Genomic DNA, 18,075 nt, shown 5'->3' on the forward strand with positions numbered 1-18,075 from the left:
GCCGTGTTACTGCTCCTTATAAGCGTTGGTCGCGTCAGGCGTTTTTCGGGGTCAGGACGTCCTTGCCCACGAACGGGCGCAGTGCCTCGGGGACCACCACGGAACCGTCGGCCTGCTGGTTGTTCTCCAGGATGGCGACGAGCCACCGGGTGGTGGCCAGGGTGCCGTTGAGCGTGGCGGCGATCTGCGCCTTACCGTCCTCATCACGGTAGCGGGTCTTGAGCCGCCGCGCCTGGAAAGTGGTGCAGTTGGAGGTGGACGTGAGCTCGCGGTAGGTCTCCTGGGTGGGGACCCACGCCTCCGTGTCGAACTTGCGCGAGGCCGAGGAGCCGAGGTCGCCGCCGGCGACGTCGATCACCCGGTAGGGCACCTGCACCGCGGCGAGCATGTCCTTCTCCATCGCCAGGAGCTCCTGGTGCTGCGCCTCGGCGTCCTCCGGACGGCAGTAGACGAACATCTCGACCTTGTCGAACTGGTGCACGCGCAGGATGCCGCGGGTGTCCTTGCCGTAGGAGCCGGCCTCGCGGCGGAAGCAGGACGACCAGCCGGCGTAGCGCGCCGGACCGTCCGACAGGTCGATGATCTCGTCCTTGTGGTAGCCGGCCAGGGCCACCTCGGAGGTGCCGACGAGGAACATGTCATCGGCTTCCAGGCGGTAGATCTCGTCGGCGTGGGCGCCGAGGAAACCGGTGCCGGCCATGATCTCCGGGCGCACCAGCACCGGCGGGATCATCAGCTGGAAGCCGTGGTCGCGGGCCTTCTGTGCGGCGAGGCTGAGCATGCCGAGCTGCAGCAGTGCGCCGTCGCCGGTGAGGAAGTAGAAGCGCGCGCCGGAGACCTTCGCGCCGCGCTCCATGTCGATCAGGCCCAGCGACTCGCCGAGTTCCAGGTGGTCCTTCGGCTCGAAGTCGAACTCGCGGGGCTGGCCCACGTGCTCGAGCACCACGAAGTCGTCCTCCCCTCCTGCGGGGGCACCGGTGACGACGTTGGACAGTTTCATCTGCAGATCCTGGACGTCTGCCTCGGCGGCCGACTGGGCGTCCTCGAGCTCCTTCACCGCTGCGGAGCGGATCTTGCCCTCGGCGCGCAGGGCGTCGCGCTCCTCGTCGGAGGCGTCTTTCATGGCCTTGCCCATGGTCTTGGAGAAGGCCTTCTGCTCGGCGCGCGCCTGGTCAGCGGCGGAGATTGCTTCGCGGCGGCGCTGATCGGCCTCGAGGAGCCGGTCGACGAGCGCCGGGTCCTCGCCACGGGTGCGCTGGGATTCACGGACGACGTCGGGGTTCTCCCGCAGGAACTTGAGATCAATCATGCCCAGTAGTTTAGCTACAGTGGATTCAGCAGTGTCTGTGAAGTCCGGTACTCATGAGAGAATGCGTGTCATGCCGCCCAGCAATCCGTCCGCCAGCCCCGATCGTCCTACCGACGCAGGTGCCGAATCCGCGCCGCACCGCGCGCGTCGTAGGACGCTGACCGTGCTGCTCACGGCGGCCCTCGCCGGTGGCGTCGGGGCGGGCGCGTACGAGTTCTTCGCCCCCGAGGGGGCGACCGTGGTCGCGCAGCGCGGAGCGGACCGGACCGAAGAGGCCCCCGAGCTCGTCACGTTCACCGACGCGAACACCAATGACTGCGTGAATTGGACGCAGGACGGCGACATCGCCACCGACTTCGCCGTCGTCGACTGCGCCTCCCCGCACCGCTTCGAGGTGTCGACCAGGGAGGATCTCTCGACGTACCCGACGAGCGAGTTCGGGCCGGACGCCCCGCAGCCCGATTTGGAGCGCCAGGGCCAGCTCACCTCGGAGCTGTGCGAGGGGCCCACGCGTTCCTACCTGGACGGGCGTCTGGACCCGCAGGGCCGCTATTCCATCGTCCCGATCCTCCCGCCGGAGGCGGCGTGGGACGGTGGCGACCGCACGATGCTGTGCGGCGTCGCCGTGCCGCAATCGGACGGCGTGTACGCCGAAGCGACAGGACGCGCCGCGGAGACCGACCAGTCGCCTGCCGAGCCGGCCGAGACGTGCATGCGCGCCCAGGGCGACACCGTGAACGTGACCGAGTGCGAGGAGCCGTACTCGTGGCAGGTCACCTCCGTGGAGAACCTCGGAGAGACCTTCGACGGCACGTGGCCGACCATCGAGGAGCAGAACGATCACCTGGACGCGGTGTGCACCGCTGCGGCCATCGAGTTCCTCGGCGGCGGGGACGACGAGAACCTGTACCAGTCCACGCTGACACCCTTCTGGACAACGCTGCCGCAGGAGTCGTGGAGCGCCGGATCGCGCACCGTGAACTGTGCATTGACGAAGGCGCGTGAGGACGGCGGCTTCGCCGACCTGCAGGGCGACGTGCGCGGCGACTTCACCATCGACGGCAATCCGCCGGCAGATCAGCCGGAGCGCAACCCGCGGCGGGACGACCGGTGATCGACGTCTCCGACGAGGAGTTCGAGGACCTCGTGGACCGTGGCTTGCGGATGATCCCGCGCCAGCTGCTGGACTCACTGGACAATGTGGCCATCGTGGTGGAGGACCGCAATGAGGAAGACCCGTCGATCCTGGGGCTCTACCACGGGGTGGCGTTGACGGAGCGCTCCGTGGAATGGCCGACCTTCCTGCCGGACAAGATCAGCATCTACAAGGACGCCTTGTGCAGCTTCTGCTCCACCCACGAGCAGCTGGTGGAGGAGGTGGCGGTCACCGTGGTCCACGAGATCGGCCACCATTTCGGCATCGACGATGCCCGGCTGCACGAACTCGGCTGGGGGTAACGCGGCGCGCTAGGCAGGGCCGAGTCCCCTACCCCACCCGCGGTGGTTCTCCGTGTCCGGCCCAGTCGGTGACCTTCCAGCCCTCCTCGACGGCGTCGACGTGTCCGTCGAGCTCTGGGACCTCCAGTTCCACCCGCATCGTATTCGGCAGCAGGGTGCGCACCGCGAACTCCGGGTCGACCCGCCCGAGGTAGGCGGCGATCAACCGGATCACCGCCCCGTGGCTCACCACCGCCAGGTCCGCCCCAACCCGCTGCGTGGTCGCCAGCACCGGCAGCAAGGTGCGGAGGTAGTTTCCCACCACTTCCCGCCCGGTGGAGGCTCCCGGCACCGACAGGTCCATCGCCCCGCCCAACCAGTCGGCGAAGGTGCGGTGGTAGCCGTAGTGAGCCTCGGCGTCCTCACGCATCTCGTAGCGTCCGGCGGGGATCTCGGAGATACCCGGCACTGCTCCCGGCATCACCAGAGGTAGCGCGTCCGTTGCGCCTGTTGCACCCGCTGCCACGGACGCCTCCCGCTCCGCGGCACCGGCCTCCGCCACTCCCCCGCCCAAGGCGACCGGCGCACCGGCCGTGGCAGACTCTTCCGGGCCCAACTCCCCGACCTTCACCTCACCCTGGTCGACCCCGTCGGTCACCTCGAGTTCGGCGAGGTCCGCCAGGGCATCGGAGAAGTCACTGCCCGGAGCCGTCGACTGCAAGTGGAGACCGAGACCGCTACCGCCCACGACGATCCCCGCCGCCGTCTGCCGGGCACGCAGCGCCTGCGACGACACCAGCGCCAGCGGCGCGTCCTGCGTGTTTTGTTCGCCGCCGAGCCGCTCGCCGGCGGCGCGCGCCTGCGACCAACCCAAGTCGGTGAGCGCGGCACCCGGCAAGCGGGTGTCCAAGGCGTGGCTGATGTTCGAGGTCGTCTGCCCGTGCCGGATCAGTAGGAGCCTGCTCATGCCGGACCTCCCTCGGCCAGCTGCCGCACCCAGTCCCACGATGCCGCGTAGTCCGGCGGTACCGAACCGTCCGGCCCGTTGGCACCACCGACCCAGCCCTCCTGCGGCCAGGACCCCAGGAACCGGATGCGTTCGCAGAAGCGGTGCAGGCCGGCCAGGGCCTCCGACACCGCGGCGTCCTCCAGGTGCCCCACGATCTCCACGTGGAAGTGGTACGTGCCCGCCTTCTCCCGGGTGGGCCGCGACTCGATGCGCGACATGTCCACCCGGCGCGTCGCCAACTCCATCAACGCCATCACCAACGACGCCGGGACGTTCGGCACCTGCAGCACGATGGCGGTCCGGTCGTGCCCCGTGCGGGGCGTGGGCGGCTGCGGCAATCCGACGAGCACGAAACGCGTATGCGCCCCGGCGACGTCCGCCACCCCCTCGGCCAGCGACTCCAGGCCGTGGATCTCGCCCGCCCGGGCCGGTGCCGCCGCAGCGTCCGCCTCCCCGGCGGCGACCGCCGCGGCAGCCGCACCATTGGAACTCGCCGGGACGAAGGAGGCGTCCGGCAGGTTCTCGCCGAGCCAGCGGCGCACCTGCGCCTCGGCGACGGGATGCGTGGTGAACGTGCGCACGTCCTGAAGGCGCGTGCCGGGGCGCACCAGGATCGAGAAGACCACCGGGACATCGTGCTCGCGCAGGATCTGCACCGGCACGCCCGAGGCCAGGGAGTCGAACGTCTGGGTCACCGGGCCATCCACGCTGCTCTCCAGGGCGACCACGGCGCGGTCGACCTCGCCGGAACGCACGAGGTCCAGCGCCGCCGCCGGGGAACTCACCGTGCGGTGGACGACGTCGGACGGCAGGTGCCCGGCATCCGTGAGGTTCAGGACCGCCTGCTCGGTGAACGTGCCGCGGGGCCCGAGGTAGGCCACCTGGGTGGTGGCGGAGGATGCGGAAGGTGCGGAAGTTGCGGAGGACGCTGTGCTGGCCGGTGGGGCGGTCTGCTTCATGCCACCAACCTACCGGGACGGCGGTAGTGTGTCCGACATGAATCCCTCTCCGCGCACCACCGAGGCGGTGACGGCCCGACTCGACCGCGCCTGCGCTCGCACCGGACTGTCCCCCGCGGAACTCGGGGTAGCCAGGATCTACGATCGACCCCACAGCGACGACACCGAGTTCGGCCCCCTGCGAGGGGTGGATGTGCTGGTCAAGGACCTCAACCTGGTCGCCGGGGAGGTCACCTCCTTCGGATCGTGCGGCAATGACGTCGTCGCCGCCTCCCACGACACCGCCGTGGCCCGCCTACTGCAGGACGGTGCCAGCCTCGTCGGCGCGAGCGTGACCGCCGAGTTCGGCGCCACCGTGTACACCGAGCCGGCGCACGGGCCCGGCCCGGTGAACCCGATCGACCGGCGGATGACCACCGGCGGCTCGTCCTCTGGGGCGGCCGTGGCGGTGGCGCGCGGCATCGTGGACGTCGCCCACGCCAACGACGGCGGCGGGTCGATCCGCGTACCCGCCGCCGCGGTGGGCCTGCCCGGGCTGAAACCCGCGCACACGGTCGGCGGCGGCATGCTCCCCAACCCTGCAGCACAGGGAGTGATCGCCCGCGACCTGGAGCTCACCGGGCGCGCGCTGGGCATCACGCACGGCGGTGCTGGTGGTGCTGGCAGTGCTGGCACCGGTGCTTCCGCGCCGAGCCGTCGGCTGCACCTGGGGCACACCAACCGGCCCTTCCACACGGACACTGCCGTGGACCCCGCCGTGGCGAATGCGACGGCGGCCGCGGCGTCCCTGCTGGTCACCAGCGATGCCGTCGCCGGGGTGCGTCCGGTGCCCGCCCCGTACCCGGTGGAGCACTTCGAGGTGTACTCGCGCATCATGGCCGCGCGGTGCCGGAGCCTGCCGGACCCGTCGACGGTGATGCCCGGCTGGCTCCGGCAGCAGGGCCGGGCGCTGAGCCCCGAGCAGATTGCGGATGCCGCGGCCGCCATCGCTGACCTGCCCGCACAGGTGCTGGACGCCTGGGGCGCGAGGGGCGCGGACGCGCCGGTGGACGTCGTGGTGACCCCGATGCTCGCCTGCGCCCCGCCGCCGGTCGGTGCCTTCTCCCGGTACTCCGCCGCCGGTGACCCCGCCACCGACTTCCTCGCGCAGACCGCGTGGACGCCGTGGGCGACCCTGTGGAACCTCACCGGTTGGGCCGGGTTGTCCGTCCCGCTGGTCACCCCGGAGAGTGCCGCCGGACGCTGGCCGGTGTCCGTCCACCTCGGCGCCGTCGCCGACCGCGCGTCGGCCGCCGACCTGCTCGGCCTGGCGTCCCACCTGCAGGACGCCGTCCGGCGCATGATGGACGCCGACCCTGCCGATTCTGGCGTCCTGCAGGCGCTGACCCTCGACGGGCCCGGCGACGTCACCCGCCTGCTCCAGGACGCACCGTGACTGGGGTGACTGGCGCGACGTTCACGGCGGCCGAGCCTGCCGGTCCCGCCGACCGCCGGGCGATCCGGTGGGAACTGCTCATCGTCCTGGCGGTGACCTTCGGTGCGTCCGGCGTGCGTTCGGCGCTGCGGCTGCTGGAGGCCGCGACCCGCCCGGAGAACCTCAACGAACAGACCACCACCTTGAATGCCCGCCAGTCCACGCTGGCGTGGCTGGATCCGGCCTTCCAGCTGATCTCCACCGGAGTGCTGGTCGCCTGGGGCGGGCTCGCCCTGTTCCTGCTGCTCCGCCACGTCCCGCCGGCGCTGTCCCTGCGTCCCCGGTGGCGCGACGCCCTGCCCGGCGCGGGACTTGCCGCGCTGATCGGGGTGCCCGGACTGGCGTTCTACGTGGGCGCGGTGCAGCTGGGGCTGTCGAAGGAGGTCGTGCCCACCGGGCTGGACCGCAGCGTGCAGGACCTGGTCCTGCTGGTGATGAACTCCTGGGCCAATGGCTTCGCCGAGGAGATCCTGGTGGTGGCGTGGCTGTGCTGTCGGCTGCGCCAACTGCGTGTGCCGTGGGTGTGGGTGTTCCTCGCCTCCGCCGTGCTGCGTGGAAGTTACCACCTCTACCAGGGGTACTCCGCGGGCCTGGGGAACATGGTGATGGGTCTGGTGTTCGTGTGGTTCTTCTACCGCACGGGCCGGGTGTGGCCGCTGATCATCGCCCACGGGTTGATCGACACCGTGGCCTTCGTCGGCTACCAGGTGCTGGGGTCCACGCCAGGATTGTGACGGGCACACCCCGGGGTGCTGTGGGCCTGATGTCATCTGAGTCGTCCCCCAGGTCACAAAAACCGCTGTTTTCTGACCTGGGGGACGACTCAAATGACAGGACCGGTGAGGTCCCGGCCGGACTCGCTCAGCCGAAGACGGTGAGCTCGCGCTTGACGACCTTACCGATCGGGTTGCGCGGCAACGGCTGGTCCAGCAGGACCACGTCGCGCGGGACGGCGGGGGCCATGAAGTTGTCCCGCACGTGGTCGCGGATGTCGTCTTCGGTGACACCCACGGTGCCGTCGATGACGACGTAGGCCTTGACCCGCTGGAACTTCTCGTCGTCCTCCACGCCCACGCAGTAGGACTCCGAGACCCCGTCGACGCGGTCGATGATGTCCGCCACCGACGTGGGCCAGATGTTCTCGCCACCGACGATGATCATGTCGTTATTACGGCCCAGCACGCGCAGCCGCCCGCTGACCGGGTCAACGATGCCCTTGTCGCCGAGGTCCAGCATGCCGTCGCGGTACTCGGGCTTGTCCCGGTCGCCCAGGTAGCCCTTCATCGACATGGCGTTGTGCGCGTGGATGATGCCGACCTCACCGGGGGCGACCTCGCGGCCGGTCTCCGGGTCGAGCAGCTCCAGGCGGCCGTTCCACACGCGGTGGCCGGCGGTGGTGGGATCCTCAGCCAGGTCCTCGGGGGTGGCGTAGGCGACGAGCAGGCCCTCGGTGGAACCGTAGCCACTGGACAGGATGTTGCCGTAGCGCTCCTGCAGGCCGCGGACGAGGTCCTCGCTCATGGCGTTGCCGGCGTTGAGGATCCAGGTCATCGTGGACAGGTCGTAGGAGCCGTCGTCCTCGGCAAGCACATCCTTGAGGAAGACCGCGGAGCTCAGCATGCCGGTGCACTTGTAGTCCTGGACCTGCTGCAGCACCACCTTAGGGGTGAACACGCGCTGGGTAACCAGGGTGCAGCCTGCGGTGACGGCGAGCACGGCCGCGCCCCAGCCCAGCACGTGGAAGAGACTGGCGGTGAGCTGCAGGCGGTCGCCGGCCTTCACGTCCAGCCCGTTGAGGACGGGGCCGAGGACGCCGACCGGGAAGCTCGGCTCGCTGTGCGCGACGGCCTTCGGCGTGCCGCTGGTACCCGAGGACATCAGGACGACGCCGCCCTGGGCCGGGCGGGTCGGGAAGCGATCGTCGGCGGGGCCGGGGTTGGCCCAGAAGTCCTCGATCGTGGGGTAGTCGATGTCGGTGCGGTGCCCCTCGGCAGCGTCTGCGTGGACGAGGGTGACACCGAAGTCGGCGAGTTCGGCCGGATCCTCAGGGAAACGGTCGTCGAACTCGGAGTCGTAGAAGATCACGTCGAGCTCGTGCTCGCGCACAAGCTCGGCGATCTGGTGCTTGCTGGCACCGACGTTCAGCAGGAACACCGTGTAGCCGAGGTAGCCCTTGGCGGCCAGCGGCATGAGGAAGCCGCGGCCGTTGCGGGCCATGATGCCCACGCGGCTCTTCGAGGTGATGCCGTGGCTGGCCAGGGTGTGCGCGGTGAGCCGGGAGTAATTGGTGAGCTCCTGGTAGGTCAGTTCACCCTGGTCGTCGACCAGCGCCAGACGGGAGGGGAACCGCGCGGTCGACCCCTCGAGGAGGCCGGCGAGGCTGGTGCCGTAGCGTCCCAGGGCCTTGGCAACGCCGAGGCCTCCGGCCGGAGTGGACCCCTTGAGGAATCCGGTATCTACGAAGGCCTTGGCTCCTTTGACAGCGCCTTTGAGGTCATAGGACAGCTGATCGAACACTGTCTCTCCTTTACTATGTTGTTTACACGTGTGGTTACTGAAGTTCGTTGCCGAAGTTCGTTACAGGGGCGTGGTGTCCCGTGCAAGGTACGCCGGGACAGGGTGTGGCGAAAGTCGGGGCGCGGCAGCCGCCGACGGCGAGAGGGTCCGGTGTGTGCAATTACTTTCGCCCACCATACCGACATATGGAGGGATAATGTTACCCGTCCGCCGTCGGGGGGCTCGACACCCCTGATTCACTTCTGCACCATCAGTAACTTTAACCCCAGGGGTTACATTTCCGAAGATTAGCGGTTAAAGTCACGCTAATGTAACGTCGTTGCCCCAGGGAACGGTTAAGGAGACCGGATCCGTCCACGACCTGTCGGGGACACGTCGGGACACCACATGACACGTTTCACGAGAGGAACCTCAGCAATGAGCGCACGACACCGCACCGCGTCGCGGGCAGGACGCCGCATCGCCGGGCTGGCAGCCGCCGCCGTAGCCACCGTCGCGGCCCTGTCCGGGACGTTGCTCTCGGCACCGGAAAGCCAGGCCGCACCCGGCAACACCGTGGTCCTCGGCGACTCCGTCGTCGCCAACCCGGACCTCTACAACTTCCTGGCCGGCAAGGGGCTGCCCTTGCCTGACCCGATCCTCAGTGGGTCGGGCTGCGGCACGGACAACCGGTTCACCAACTCCTACGCGCAGGCGTCCGGCAAGAGCGTCGACAACTACTCCTGCGCCGGCGGCTCCTACCGCACCGGCGGCATGCAGGTCAGCGAGCAGGCCCGGCGCGCCCAGGCTGGCGGCGCCCTGAACGCCGGCACCAGCGAGGTCGTCATCTGGGCCGGTGCCAACGACACCTACCCCTACGTCCTCGGCGATCAGATGCCGGTCTCCCAGATCGAGTCCCAGCTGCGCGCCTCGGTCAACCGCACCGTCGCCCAGGTCAAGGCTGCCGCGCCGAATGCGAACGTGAAGGTTCTCGGCTTCCCGCACATCACCAACGGTGCCGGCCAGGTCTGCCCGATCAACATCATCCCCAACGTGCAGGTTCCCAGCGCACTGTTCCAGGTCTCCGACATTGAGTGGGCCCTGGAGCGTGCCCTGCGCGCCGGTGCCAACGACGCCGGCGGCCAGTTCGTCGACCTCAAGGGTCCGAGCAACGGGCACGAGATGTGCTCCAACGACCGGTGGGTCGTCGGCCTGATCGACACCACCTCGCAGCGCCGCAACCTGCCGCTGCACATGACGGACGTCGGACTGCGCGCCATGGGCCGCGCCGCAGCCGCCGCCTAATATCGGGCGAACAGCCCCTCCCGACGCGGGGCCCGCCGGTCATCTGACCGGCGGGCCCCGCGTCATTGCGTGTCCCCTCCCCACCCTTCGCACCTCATAAGACGCCGAAGTAAATGTGACCTGGGGTTTTATGCCGATCAGGAACTTATGGGGTGCGATGACTGCAGTCAGTGCGAGGCATCAGTCAGCCATGGCCCAGCGTGACCGATTCTCCCGTGCGACATGAATCGCCCGAGCGCTCACAAGTCACCGTCAGTCAACCGGTCGCGGCGGTAATGCTTTCGGGCGGACTGGTGAAGTTCAAGCGAGGCCTGTCCACTGGCGCACTGCTGCCCGGATCGCCTCCGAGCGTGAAGTGATCCCTTCGGCCTTCGCACGCTCGGTCAGGGCGGCGATCGTCGCTTCATCGAGGCGAACCGGGACCACCGTGCCGGGACCATCGCCGACAGTGGGCCGACCCCGCCGCGGTGCCGGCAGTTTCGACAAGTCGTAGCCAGCCTCGGCTTCGTCAGCCCACTGCTGAACCTGCTCGTCAGTCACAGGTTCTCCGTGCAGCAGGTGCTCACTCATGTGGTTATCGTATACGAAAACCATCGCGGCAGATCGGGGCATCAGCCCAGGGCCTAAGCCACAGTATCGGCGAGAAGCGGGGCGAGCGTGTCCAGCGCCCAGCGCGACGACAGCGGACCGGGGTAGGCCACAGCCCACGCCAGGTTGCCCTCGTAGTGCTCCCCGTTCGCCTCGAAGGATGCCTCGTTGCCCTCCTTGAAGGCGTTGTTCGTGATCATCAGCACCTGGCCGTCCTGCACCGCGGGGATGCTGCGGAACACCGCACTATCCTCCAGGTCCCCGGCCTCGCCGTCCGAGTTGTCCAGGACCACGATCACGTCGGCGGCCAAGTCGTCCACCCGCTCGGCGCTGAGCTGCACGCCCTTGAGCTCGGCGGTGTCCGGGTCGTCCTCGAAACCGATGTCGCCGAACAGCGTCGCGGCATCCGTGCCAGACGGATTGAGCATCCGCATCTCGTCCATCCCGAAGTACTGGATCAGCGAGACCGTCTTCCCGGCGAACTCCGGGTGCTCATCGCGGATCGCCACGGCGGCGTCCTCGGTCTGCTCGATGACCTGGTCGGCGCGCTCCTCCTCACCAAGGGCCTCCCCAAGATTGGTCAGGGTCTGCTGCCAGTTGCCCGCCACGTCCTCCATGTCTTCTGCGGCGATGACCGGGGCGATGCCCGAGAGCTGCGTGTACACGTCCTCAAGGTCGAGCTGGCTGGCGACGATAAGGTCGGGCTCGGCGGCGGCGATCTCCTCCAACGGCGGCATCCCGTCCCCGTTGTAGGCGAAGGTCGTGTCGGGGACGCCACCGTCGGTGTCCTCCAGGGCGTCGACGGTCCACACCTCCTGCTTCGGGGTGTTTTCCGGCCAGATCACCGGACTCTGCCCCATCGAGGCGATGATGTCGGGGTCCTTGTAGCCGACCGCGGCGATGCGCTCCGGCGGTGCTTCGAGGGTGCTCTCACCCCAGGGCGTGGTGAACGTGACCGGGGTGAAGTCCGTGGCGGCAGTCTCCCCGCCGGCCTGGTCGTCCTGCTCGTCCTGCGAGCTGCACGCCGTCAGCGTGAGCGCGGTGGCCGCGGCGAGGGCCGTGAGGCTCCCCAGCACACGGCGGGAACGGTGGACGGGGCGTGATGATGAAAGCACTGGCGCATCCTTCTCGGTCAGGCGTCGGCCGGGCGACCGCGCGACTGCGAGATTACCGCTTCTTCCCCTTCTTCGGCTTCGCCTTCGCTTGGGCCACAGCCTCCTTAGCCGCGCGGTTGGCCGTCACCGTCACCGGCACCAGGCTGACCACAACCACCACGAACGGAACCACACCCAGCGCGGTGACCCATGCGCCGTCGAAAAAGAGGGATAGGACGATGACGATGAACGCCAGCAGCGATACCCCCAGCGTCACCCTCCGCGTGACCGGCTCGGCCGCAATGTGCCCCGCTTCCCAGGCGTCGTCGCTGGACTTCGTGGCGGATGTCCTGATCCCCACCGCGCCGGAACGCGGCAGGTCTCCCCTGGCAGCGGCCTTCGTCACCTGCGAGACGACCATGGCCAGCACCACCGCCATGACCGCGGGAAATGCCACGGCCATCAAAGAATCACTCATGCTCAGCATCCTACTGGACTCCGTTTTCGGCCCCTCCAGCCCGTAGTATGTCCCCATGTCACCAACCTCTCCCGACAACGACGGCAGTTCCCGGGACTCCGTCGCCCGCGACAGGAACGGCCGCCCGATCCTCGACCGGTACGGTCGTCCTGTCCCCCGCCGGTCGTCGGCACCGGTCCCGCCACCGCAGGACGCCACCCGCACCTACGGGGACGGCGCTGGGAGCGCCGGGAACGCAGGACGCCACGAGGCGCCGCGGGCACGACAGGAACCGGCGGCGCAACCGCCGCAGTACCGCCGGCAGCCGGAGCAGCCGCCGCAGGCGGCTCCCTACCAGCCGCCGCAGCAGTACCAGAACCAGAACCAGTACCAGCAGCCGTACCAGCAGCAGCCGCCGCAGCGTCCTGCCGAGCCAGCGGAGCGTCCTGCGCAGCCGCGCCGTCCCCGCAAGAAGCGGCGCATCCGCCCGCTGCGCATCATCGGTGCGTTGTTGCTGGTCATCGTGCTCGTCGTCGCCGGCACCGCCTGGTGGGTTGACTCGCACATCAACCGCATCGAAGCCCTCACCGACTACGAGGGACGCATCGGCAATACCTCCGGGACGAACTGGCTGCTCGTCGGCTCGGACTCCCGCGTGGGCATGAGCGAGGAGGACGGCGAACGCTACGCCGCCGGCGACCTCTCGGACGAGGGTGCGCGCACCGACACGATCATCGTGGTGCACGTCCCCACCTTCGGCGGCAAGCCCACCATGGTGTCGATCCCCCGCGACTCCTACGTGGACGTCCCCGGCTACGGCCAGGACAAGATCAACTCCGCCTTCTCCTACGGCGGCCCCCAACTACTGCAGCAGACCGTGGAGCAGGCCACGGGCATGCGCATGGACCACTACATGGAGATCGGTTTCGGCGGCTTCGGCAAGATCGTCGACGCCGTCGGCGGTGTGGAATTGTGCCCCGCCGAGGCCATCGACGACCCGATGGCCGGCCTCAACGTGGAGGCCGGCTGCCAGGAGATGGACGGGCCCACGGCCCTGGGGTATGTGCGCACCCGCTATACCTCGGCGAACGGGGACCTCGACCGGGTGGAGCGTCAGCGCGAGTTCCTCAGCGCCGTGGTCTCCAAGGTCGGGTCCTTCGGCACACTGGCCAATCCGTTCCGGGCGTTGCCCCTGATCAACGCCTTCTCCGAGGCACTGACCGTGGACGAGGGCGACCACGTGTGGCACCTGGCACGCCTGGCGTTCGGCATGATCCGCGGTGCGGACCAACAGACCGTGCCCGTCGGCGGCTTCGCCGATACCGACGCCGGCAGCGTGGTTCTGTGGGACGACGAGGCCGCCGAGGAGCTGTTCAGCGACATGCGCTGACCGTTCAGGTCAGCGCAGGTCAGCTCAAGCCTGCTCAGTTCAGGACGGCGAGCGCGGCGTCGTAGTCCGGCTCGGTGGTGATCTCCGGGACGAGCTGGGAGTGCAGCACGGTGCCCTCGGCGTCCAGCACCAGCACGGCACGACCCAGCAGGCCGGCCAGCGGGGAGTCGGTGAGGGTCACGCCGAAGTCCTCGCCGAAGGAGGAACGGAACGCCGAGGTCGCCTCGACGTTCTCGATGCCCTCCGCGGCGCAGAAGCGGCCCAGGGCGAAGGGGAGGTCCTTGGAGACGGACACCACGGCGGTGTTCTCCAGCCCGGAGGCGCGCTTGTTGAACTCGCGCTCGGAGGCGGCGCACACGCCGGTGTCGACCGAGGGGAAAATGTTGAGCACCACGCGCTTGCCACGCAGGGAGTCGCCGTTGACGTCCTTAAGCTCGGCAGAGACGGTGGTGAAGTTGGGTGCCTGCTCGCCGACGGCGGGCAGGTCACCAACGGTGTGGGCGGGGGTTCCTTGGAATGCGGTATCAGCCATGCCACCCATGGTGGCACAGAATGCCCGTCAGCGGATCGTGACCTCGCGGGCGACGATCGTCTGACGCGACTTCTGCTCCTCACCGGTCAGCGGCGAGGAGTCCCCGGAAAGCTCGGTCAGAGCTGCGGCGATGCGCTCGTCCAGCTCCTTGAGCGGGGCGGCGAACTCGGAGGCGTCCACGGTGTTGTCCAGGTCGAAGACCGGCACGAGGATGCCGTGGGTGCGGAAGACACCGGCGAAGCGGGTGTCCTCACCCAGGTTGAGCTGGCCGGCGGCGTGCACGCGCGCCAGGGCGGGCAGCAGCTGCGCCTCGGTCTCCGGACGCACCCAGCGGATGTGGGCCTTCTCACCCGGGTCGATCCACCAGGCGGAACCGGTGACGTCGGCGTCCACGCGCACGCTCGGCAGCACCGAAGCATTCGCCTGGTCGAGGGTCGCCACGACCTGCGGGTTGGCCCGCTGGTCCTCGGTGAGCCACCAGTTGAAGTCCTCACGAACCTCGATGGACGGGGTCTGGCCGGCGACGAGCAGGTCCGCCAGTGCGGGCTCGGAGCCGTCGGCGACGGCCACGTCCAGGCTGGTGCCCGGCTCGGCGTCCTTCACCCAGTTCAGGGCGAAGGCGAGGTCGCGGTTGGGGTTGTCGCCACGGTGCTGGGTCTGCAGGGCGACGAACGCCTCGCCGCCCTCCTCCTCGGCACGCACCAGCGCCGCTGCCGCACCCGGCAGGACGGTGCACACCGTCACCGGGCGGGTGAAGCCGGCGTCCGACACGGTCTCGGCGGTGAAAAGTGCCGAGGGGACGAACTCCTGCAGCGCGATCAGGTCGGCCTCGGCGGCGAACCCGTCGTACGGCCGCGGGTCGCGCTCCAGCGCGGCACGCTCGGCGGCGCGCTTGGCGAGCTTCGCCTGCCGGCGGCTCATGCCCTCCGGCAGGTCGTCCTGGTTCTGGTTCTTCCTGTTCTTCTTAGCCACGGGGCACAGTCTAGCCGGTGCACCGCCGCGATCGCCGCTACCGCAGGGTCACCGCGCCGCGCAGCGCCTCGCGCGCGCGGTCCGGGTAGTCGGTGGCGGCCCACCGCACGCCGTGACGGTGCAGCCACAGCAGGTCGTCCTGCCGGTTGGCGGTGAATACGTAGGTGGAGTCGCCGACGCCGGCGACGTCCTGCGGCGCCTGCCGGGCGCGCGCGATGGAGAACCCCTGGCTCTGCGCCACGCCGGCGGGCTCCAGATGCTTCGCCAGACGCCACATCCGGTACTCCTTGCGCAGGTAGATCCGCGGAATCTGCGGGTTGATCGCGGCGAAGCGGGCGAGGGAACCATGGTCGAAGGAGATCAGGTGCACCCCGGCGTCCTCCTGCGCCAGGCCGGTGGCGTGCAGCTCACGGTTCACCGCGGCCTCCAGGCGTCCGTCGCGCTCAGCAGCGCTGCCGAGGCGTTTGGTCTCCACGAAGAGTTCAGGACGGTACGTCGCGGTGCGTACGTCGGCCACGAATTCCAGCAGCTCGCGCAGGGTCATGATCTGCTGGGGACGCTGCACGGTGCCCACATTGACCTCGCGCAATTGCGCCAGCGTCATATCCACCACGGTGCCGGTGGAGTCGGACGTGCGGTCGACGGTGGCATCGTGGATGACGACGGGCACGCCGTCGGCGGTGAGCCGGACGTCGCCTTCCAGGCCGTCGGCGCCGAGTTCCACGGCGAGTTCATAGGCGGCCAGGGTGAGCTCGGGGCGGTAACCGCTCGCCCCACGGTGCGCGATGATCTTCACGCCCACCATTGTTACCGCACGCTGTTACCGCATACCCACGGTGGTGCCGCCGCCGGCACTGTACTATGAATCCCCGTGGAAGATTATCCGGCAGTCGGGCGCCCCACGCCGGGAGTGGGGCCGGGACGGGGCGTCCCGAGCAGGTCGGTCAGCGACACCGCCCTGGTCTTCGAGGGCGGGGCGATGCGCGCGGCGTTCTCCTCGGCGATGGTGCAGGCACTGCTGGAGGAGGGCATCCAGTTCGACTGGGCCTACGGCAACTCCGCCTCCGCGGTGCACGTGGCCACATACCTGTCCAAGGACACCCGCCTGGCCCGCGACTACTTCACCGTATTCCCCGGCGATCCCCTGTTCGGCGGCATCCGCCCGTTCCTGCGCGGCGACGGGTTCTTCAACGCCCGCTACATCTTCGGGCCCGACGCCCAGGTCGAGGACCGCAGCATGGTCCCCGACTGGGACGCCATCAAGGCCAGCCCCGGCAACTTCCGGATCTCCGGGTTCAACGGGCGCAGCGGTGAGACCGTGCACTGGTCGCGCGAGGACATGAACGGGTTGGACGACTTCCTGCGGCACGCGCGTGCCTCGGCGTCCCTGCCGATCGTCATGCCGCCGACGAAAATCGGCACGGAGACCTACTTCGACGGCGCCTTCGGTTCCACCGGCGGCATCCCGGTGGACTCCGCGATCGAGATGGAGGGCTTTGACCGGTTCCTCGTGGTCATGACCCGCACCCGCTCCTACCGCAAGAGCGCCTCCCGGTTCACCTGGTTCGTGAAGAAGGCGTTCCCGCAGTACCCCGCGTTGGCGCAGTCGATGCTGGACCGGCACGCGCGCTACAACCGCACGCGCGACTGGATCTTCGAGCAGGAACGCCGCGGCAAGGCCTACATCTTCGCCCCGCACCGCATGCCTCTGGGCAATGGCACCCGCAAGCTCAATGAGCTGGCGGAGACCTACGAGGCCGGGCTCGCGCAGGCGCGCGAGGAGATGCCGCTGATCCGGCGGTTCCTGCGGGTCTAGCGGGTCTTTAGAGCTCGAAGACTCCGGCGTCCGTCATGACCTCCTGCAGGGTGCCGGCGGAGGCGTCGAACTGCTCCTGCTCGGTGTCATCGAGATCGAGCTCGATGACCTCGCGGATACCGCGGCTGTTCACCACCGCCGGGGTACCGATGTACAGCGCCGGGTCGTCCCCGCGGCCGTACTGGCCGTCCACCAGCGCAGAGACCGGTAGGACGACGTCCTCGTTGCGCAGCACCGCGCGGCTGATCCGCGCCATGCCCACACCGATGCCGAAACTGGTGGAGCCCTTGGCGTTGATGATCTCGTAGGCGGCGTCGCGGGTGCGGCGGAAGATCTCCGCCACGCTGTCCCCACCGTCCGGCGACTGGGCCAGACGCACCGGTAGCGGGACGCCGGCGACGGTGCCCGCCGACAGGACGGGCAGTTCGGTGTCGCCGTGTTCACCGATCACGTAGGCGTGCACCGAGGTCGGCGAGACCTGGAAGTACTCGCCGAGGGCGGACCTAAACCGGGCGGTGTCCAGCACCGTGCCCGAGCCGATGACCTGGTTCGACGGCACCCCGGCGATCCGCCAGGTGGCGTAAGACAGGATGTCCACCGGGTTGGAGGCGACCAGGTAGACACCGTCGAATCCGGAGTCGCGCACCTTGCCCACGATGTCGCGGAAGATCGACACGTTCTTGCCCACAAGGTCCAGGCGGGTCTCCCCCGGCTTCTGGGCCGCGCCGGCGCAGATGCACACGATGGAGGCGTCCGCGCAGTCGGAATAGTCGCCCTGGGAGACCCGCGTGCCGTGCCCGGACCACGGGACGGCGTGGTTGAGGTCCTGGACGTGGCCCCAGGTCTTGCGCTCGTCGACGTCGATGATGACCAGGTGGTCGCAGAGCCCCTGGTTCACCAACGCGTAGGCGTAGGCCACGCCCACGTCCCCCGCGCCGATCAGAACGATTCTCGTACCTGTGCTGGCTCTCATGGGCTGCTCCTGTCGGGTGCTGGTCGGTGTCAGTCGGTGCGAGTCGGCGCGAGCATGCCGCCGTGAATCGAACCCCAGGGTACGCCGAGCGCACGATCGGCGCAGGTGACGAGACCTTTATGACCTCATCCCTTTTGTTCTTTCTATTGAACTTCGCGATTCAATAGGCAAATCATTGCGAGCGGGCCGGAAACTGACCAGACTGGTGGACGGAATTAACGATTACCCGCAACGGAAGGATCTTCAACCATGGCTGTCTACGAG

18 protein-coding genes are annotated in these 18,075 nt (G+C 68.9%); 7 read left to right on the top strand and 11 right to left on the bottom strand.

All coding sequences use genetic code 11. The features are described 5' to 3' along the window. Positions 1 to 34 precede the first annotated feature (34 nt). Positions 35 to 1,309, bottom strand: coding sequence for a serine--tRNA ligase (gene serS, locus ACT3SZ_RS10975; RefSeq protein ID WP_444618583.1), 1,275 nt, complete (start codon positions 1,307 to 1,309; stop codon positions 35 to 37). A gap of 70 nt (positions 1,310 to 1,379) precedes the next feature. Between serS and ACT3SZ_RS10980 the strand changes: the two genes are divergently transcribed. Then, complete coding sequence (locus ACT3SZ_RS10980; protein WP_444618584.1) at positions 1,380 to 2,423, top strand: septum formation family protein; 1,044 nt, start codon at positions 1,380 to 1,382, stop codon at positions 2,421 to 2,423. After that, entirely contained in the window at positions 2,420 to 2,767 is a 348-nt protein-coding gene (locus tag ACT3SZ_RS10985) for a metallopeptidase family protein (RefSeq protein ID WP_444618585.1), read from the top strand. The genes ACT3SZ_RS10980 and ACT3SZ_RS10985 overlap by 4 nt, the downstream gene beginning before the upstream one ends. A 28-nt stretch (positions 2,768 to 2,795) precedes the next feature. Here the strand turns inward: ACT3SZ_RS10985 and ACT3SZ_RS10990 are convergent, their stop codons facing one another. Both ACT3SZ_RS10990 and pheA read right to left on the bottom strand, forming a co-directional pair. Continuing rightward, a complete protein-coding gene (locus ACT3SZ_RS10990) occupies positions 2,796 to 3,713 on the bottom strand; it encodes a histidine phosphatase family protein (protein WP_444618586.1) in 918 nt (305 codons plus the stop codon). After that, a complete protein-coding gene (gene pheA, locus ACT3SZ_RS10995; RefSeq protein ID WP_444618587.1) occupies positions 3,710 to 4,714 on the bottom strand; it encodes a prephenate dehydratase in 1,005 nt (334 codons plus the stop codon). Before pheA ends, ACT3SZ_RS10990 begins: the two co-directional genes overlap by 4 nt. Positions 4,715 to 4,751: 37 nt before the next feature. Between pheA and ACT3SZ_RS11000 the strand changes: the two genes are divergently transcribed. Together ACT3SZ_RS11000 and ACT3SZ_RS11005 are read left to right on the top strand one after the other, a co-directional pair. Next, positions 4,752 to 6,149 (top strand): amidase family protein, encoded by a 1,398-nt coding sequence (locus ACT3SZ_RS11000; RefSeq protein WP_444618588.1) that lies wholly within the window; start codon positions 4,752 to 4,754, stop codon positions 6,147 to 6,149. A 5-nt stretch (positions 6,150 to 6,154) separates the two neighbouring features. Further along, positions 6,155 to 6,922, top strand: a complete 768-nt coding sequence (locus tag ACT3SZ_RS11005) for a CPBP family intramembrane glutamic endopeptidase (RefSeq protein WP_444618603.1) — start codon at positions 6,155 to 6,157, stop codon at positions 6,920 to 6,922. A 127-nt stretch (positions 6,923 to 7,049) separates the two neighbouring features. Here ACT3SZ_RS11005 and ACT3SZ_RS11010 read toward each other — a convergent pair whose 3' ends face one another. Then, positions 7,050 to 8,705 carry an AMP-binding protein gene (locus ACT3SZ_RS11010; protein ID WP_444618589.1) on the bottom strand — a complete coding sequence of 552 codons (1,656 nt, stop codon included), beginning with the start codon at positions 8,703 to 8,705 and terminating at the stop codon, positions 7,050 to 7,052. 417 nt (positions 8,706 to 9,122) lie between these two features. Here ACT3SZ_RS11010 and ACT3SZ_RS11015 point away from each other — a divergent pair, with 417 nt between their 5' ends. After that, a complete protein-coding gene (locus tag ACT3SZ_RS11015) occupies positions 9,123 to 9,989 on the top strand; it encodes a GDSL-type esterase/lipase family protein (RefSeq protein WP_444618590.1) in 867 nt (288 codons plus the stop codon). Between the two features lie 300 nt (positions 9,990 to 10,289). On the opposite strand, the gene ACT3SZ_RS11020 is transcribed toward ACT3SZ_RS11015, so the two are convergent. The 3 genes from ACT3SZ_RS11020 to ACT3SZ_RS11030 are packed head-to-tail and all read right to left on the bottom strand — an operon-like array spanning position 10,290 to position 12,149. Next, on the bottom strand, positions 10,290 to 10,559 hold the full coding sequence (locus tag ACT3SZ_RS11020; protein ID WP_444618591.1) for a ribbon-helix-helix protein, CopG family: 270 nt from the start codon (positions 10,557 to 10,559) through the stop codon (positions 10,290 to 10,292). 53 nt (positions 10,560 to 10,612) lie between these two features. After that, positions 10,613 to 11,692, bottom strand: a complete 1,080-nt coding sequence (locus ACT3SZ_RS11025; RefSeq protein WP_444618592.1) for an ABC transporter substrate-binding protein — start codon at positions 11,690 to 11,692, stop codon at positions 10,613 to 10,615. A gap of 52 nt (positions 11,693 to 11,744) precedes the next feature. Further along, a complete protein-coding gene (locus ACT3SZ_RS11030; RefSeq protein ID WP_444618593.1) occupies positions 11,745 to 12,149 on the bottom strand; it encodes an SdpI family protein in 405 nt (134 codons plus the stop codon). 55 nt (positions 12,150 to 12,204) lie between these two features. Here ACT3SZ_RS11030 and ACT3SZ_RS11035 point away from each other — a divergent pair, with 55 nt between their 5' ends. Continuing rightward, entirely contained in the window at positions 12,205 to 13,518 is a 1,314-nt protein-coding gene (locus ACT3SZ_RS11035) for an LCP family protein (protein WP_444618594.1), read from the top strand. A gap of 34 nt (positions 13,519 to 13,552) precedes the next feature. Here the strand turns inward: ACT3SZ_RS11035 and tpx are convergent, their stop codons facing one another. The 3 genes from tpx to ACT3SZ_RS11050 are packed head-to-tail and all read right to left on the bottom strand — an operon-like array spanning position 13,553 to position 15,827. Beyond that, positions 13,553 to 14,050 carry a thiol peroxidase gene (tpx, locus tag ACT3SZ_RS11040; protein WP_444618595.1) on the bottom strand — a complete coding sequence of 166 codons (498 nt, stop codon included), beginning with the start codon at positions 14,048 to 14,050 and terminating at the stop codon, positions 13,553 to 13,555. Between the two features lie 27 nt (positions 14,051 to 14,077). After that, on the bottom strand, positions 14,078 to 15,022 hold the full coding sequence (locus tag ACT3SZ_RS11045; RefSeq protein ID WP_444618596.1) for a DUF5926 family protein: 945 nt from the start codon (positions 15,020 to 15,022) through the stop codon (positions 14,078 to 14,080). A gap of 37 nt (positions 15,023 to 15,059) precedes the next feature. Beyond that, positions 15,060 to 15,827 carry a glycerophosphodiester phosphodiesterase gene (locus tag ACT3SZ_RS11050; protein WP_444618597.1) on the bottom strand — a complete coding sequence of 256 codons (768 nt, stop codon included), beginning with the start codon at positions 15,825 to 15,827 and terminating at the stop codon, positions 15,060 to 15,062. Positions 15,828 to 15,893: 66 nt separating this feature from the next. Between ACT3SZ_RS11050 and ACT3SZ_RS11055 the strand changes: the two genes are divergently transcribed. Then, positions 15,894 to 16,838: a patatin-like phospholipase family protein gene (locus ACT3SZ_RS11055; RefSeq protein WP_444618598.1), complete on the top strand. Its 945-nt coding sequence runs from the start codon at positions 15,894 to 15,896 to the stop codon at positions 16,836 to 16,838. A gap of 7 nt (positions 16,839 to 16,845) precedes the next feature. Here the strand turns inward: ACT3SZ_RS11055 and ACT3SZ_RS11060 are convergent, their stop codons facing one another. Then, positions 16,846 to 17,811 carry an L-lactate dehydrogenase gene (locus ACT3SZ_RS11060; protein ID WP_444618599.1) on the bottom strand — a complete coding sequence of 322 codons (966 nt, stop codon included), beginning with the start codon at positions 17,809 to 17,811 and terminating at the stop codon, positions 16,846 to 16,848. Between the last annotated feature and the right edge of the window lie 264 nt (positions 17,812 to 18,075).

The sequence above is a fragment of the Corynebacterium sp. AOP40-9SA-29 genome (assembly GCF_052377405.1).
Classification (GTDB): Bacteria; Actinomycetota; Actinomycetes; order Mycobacteriales; family Mycobacteriaceae; genus Corynebacterium.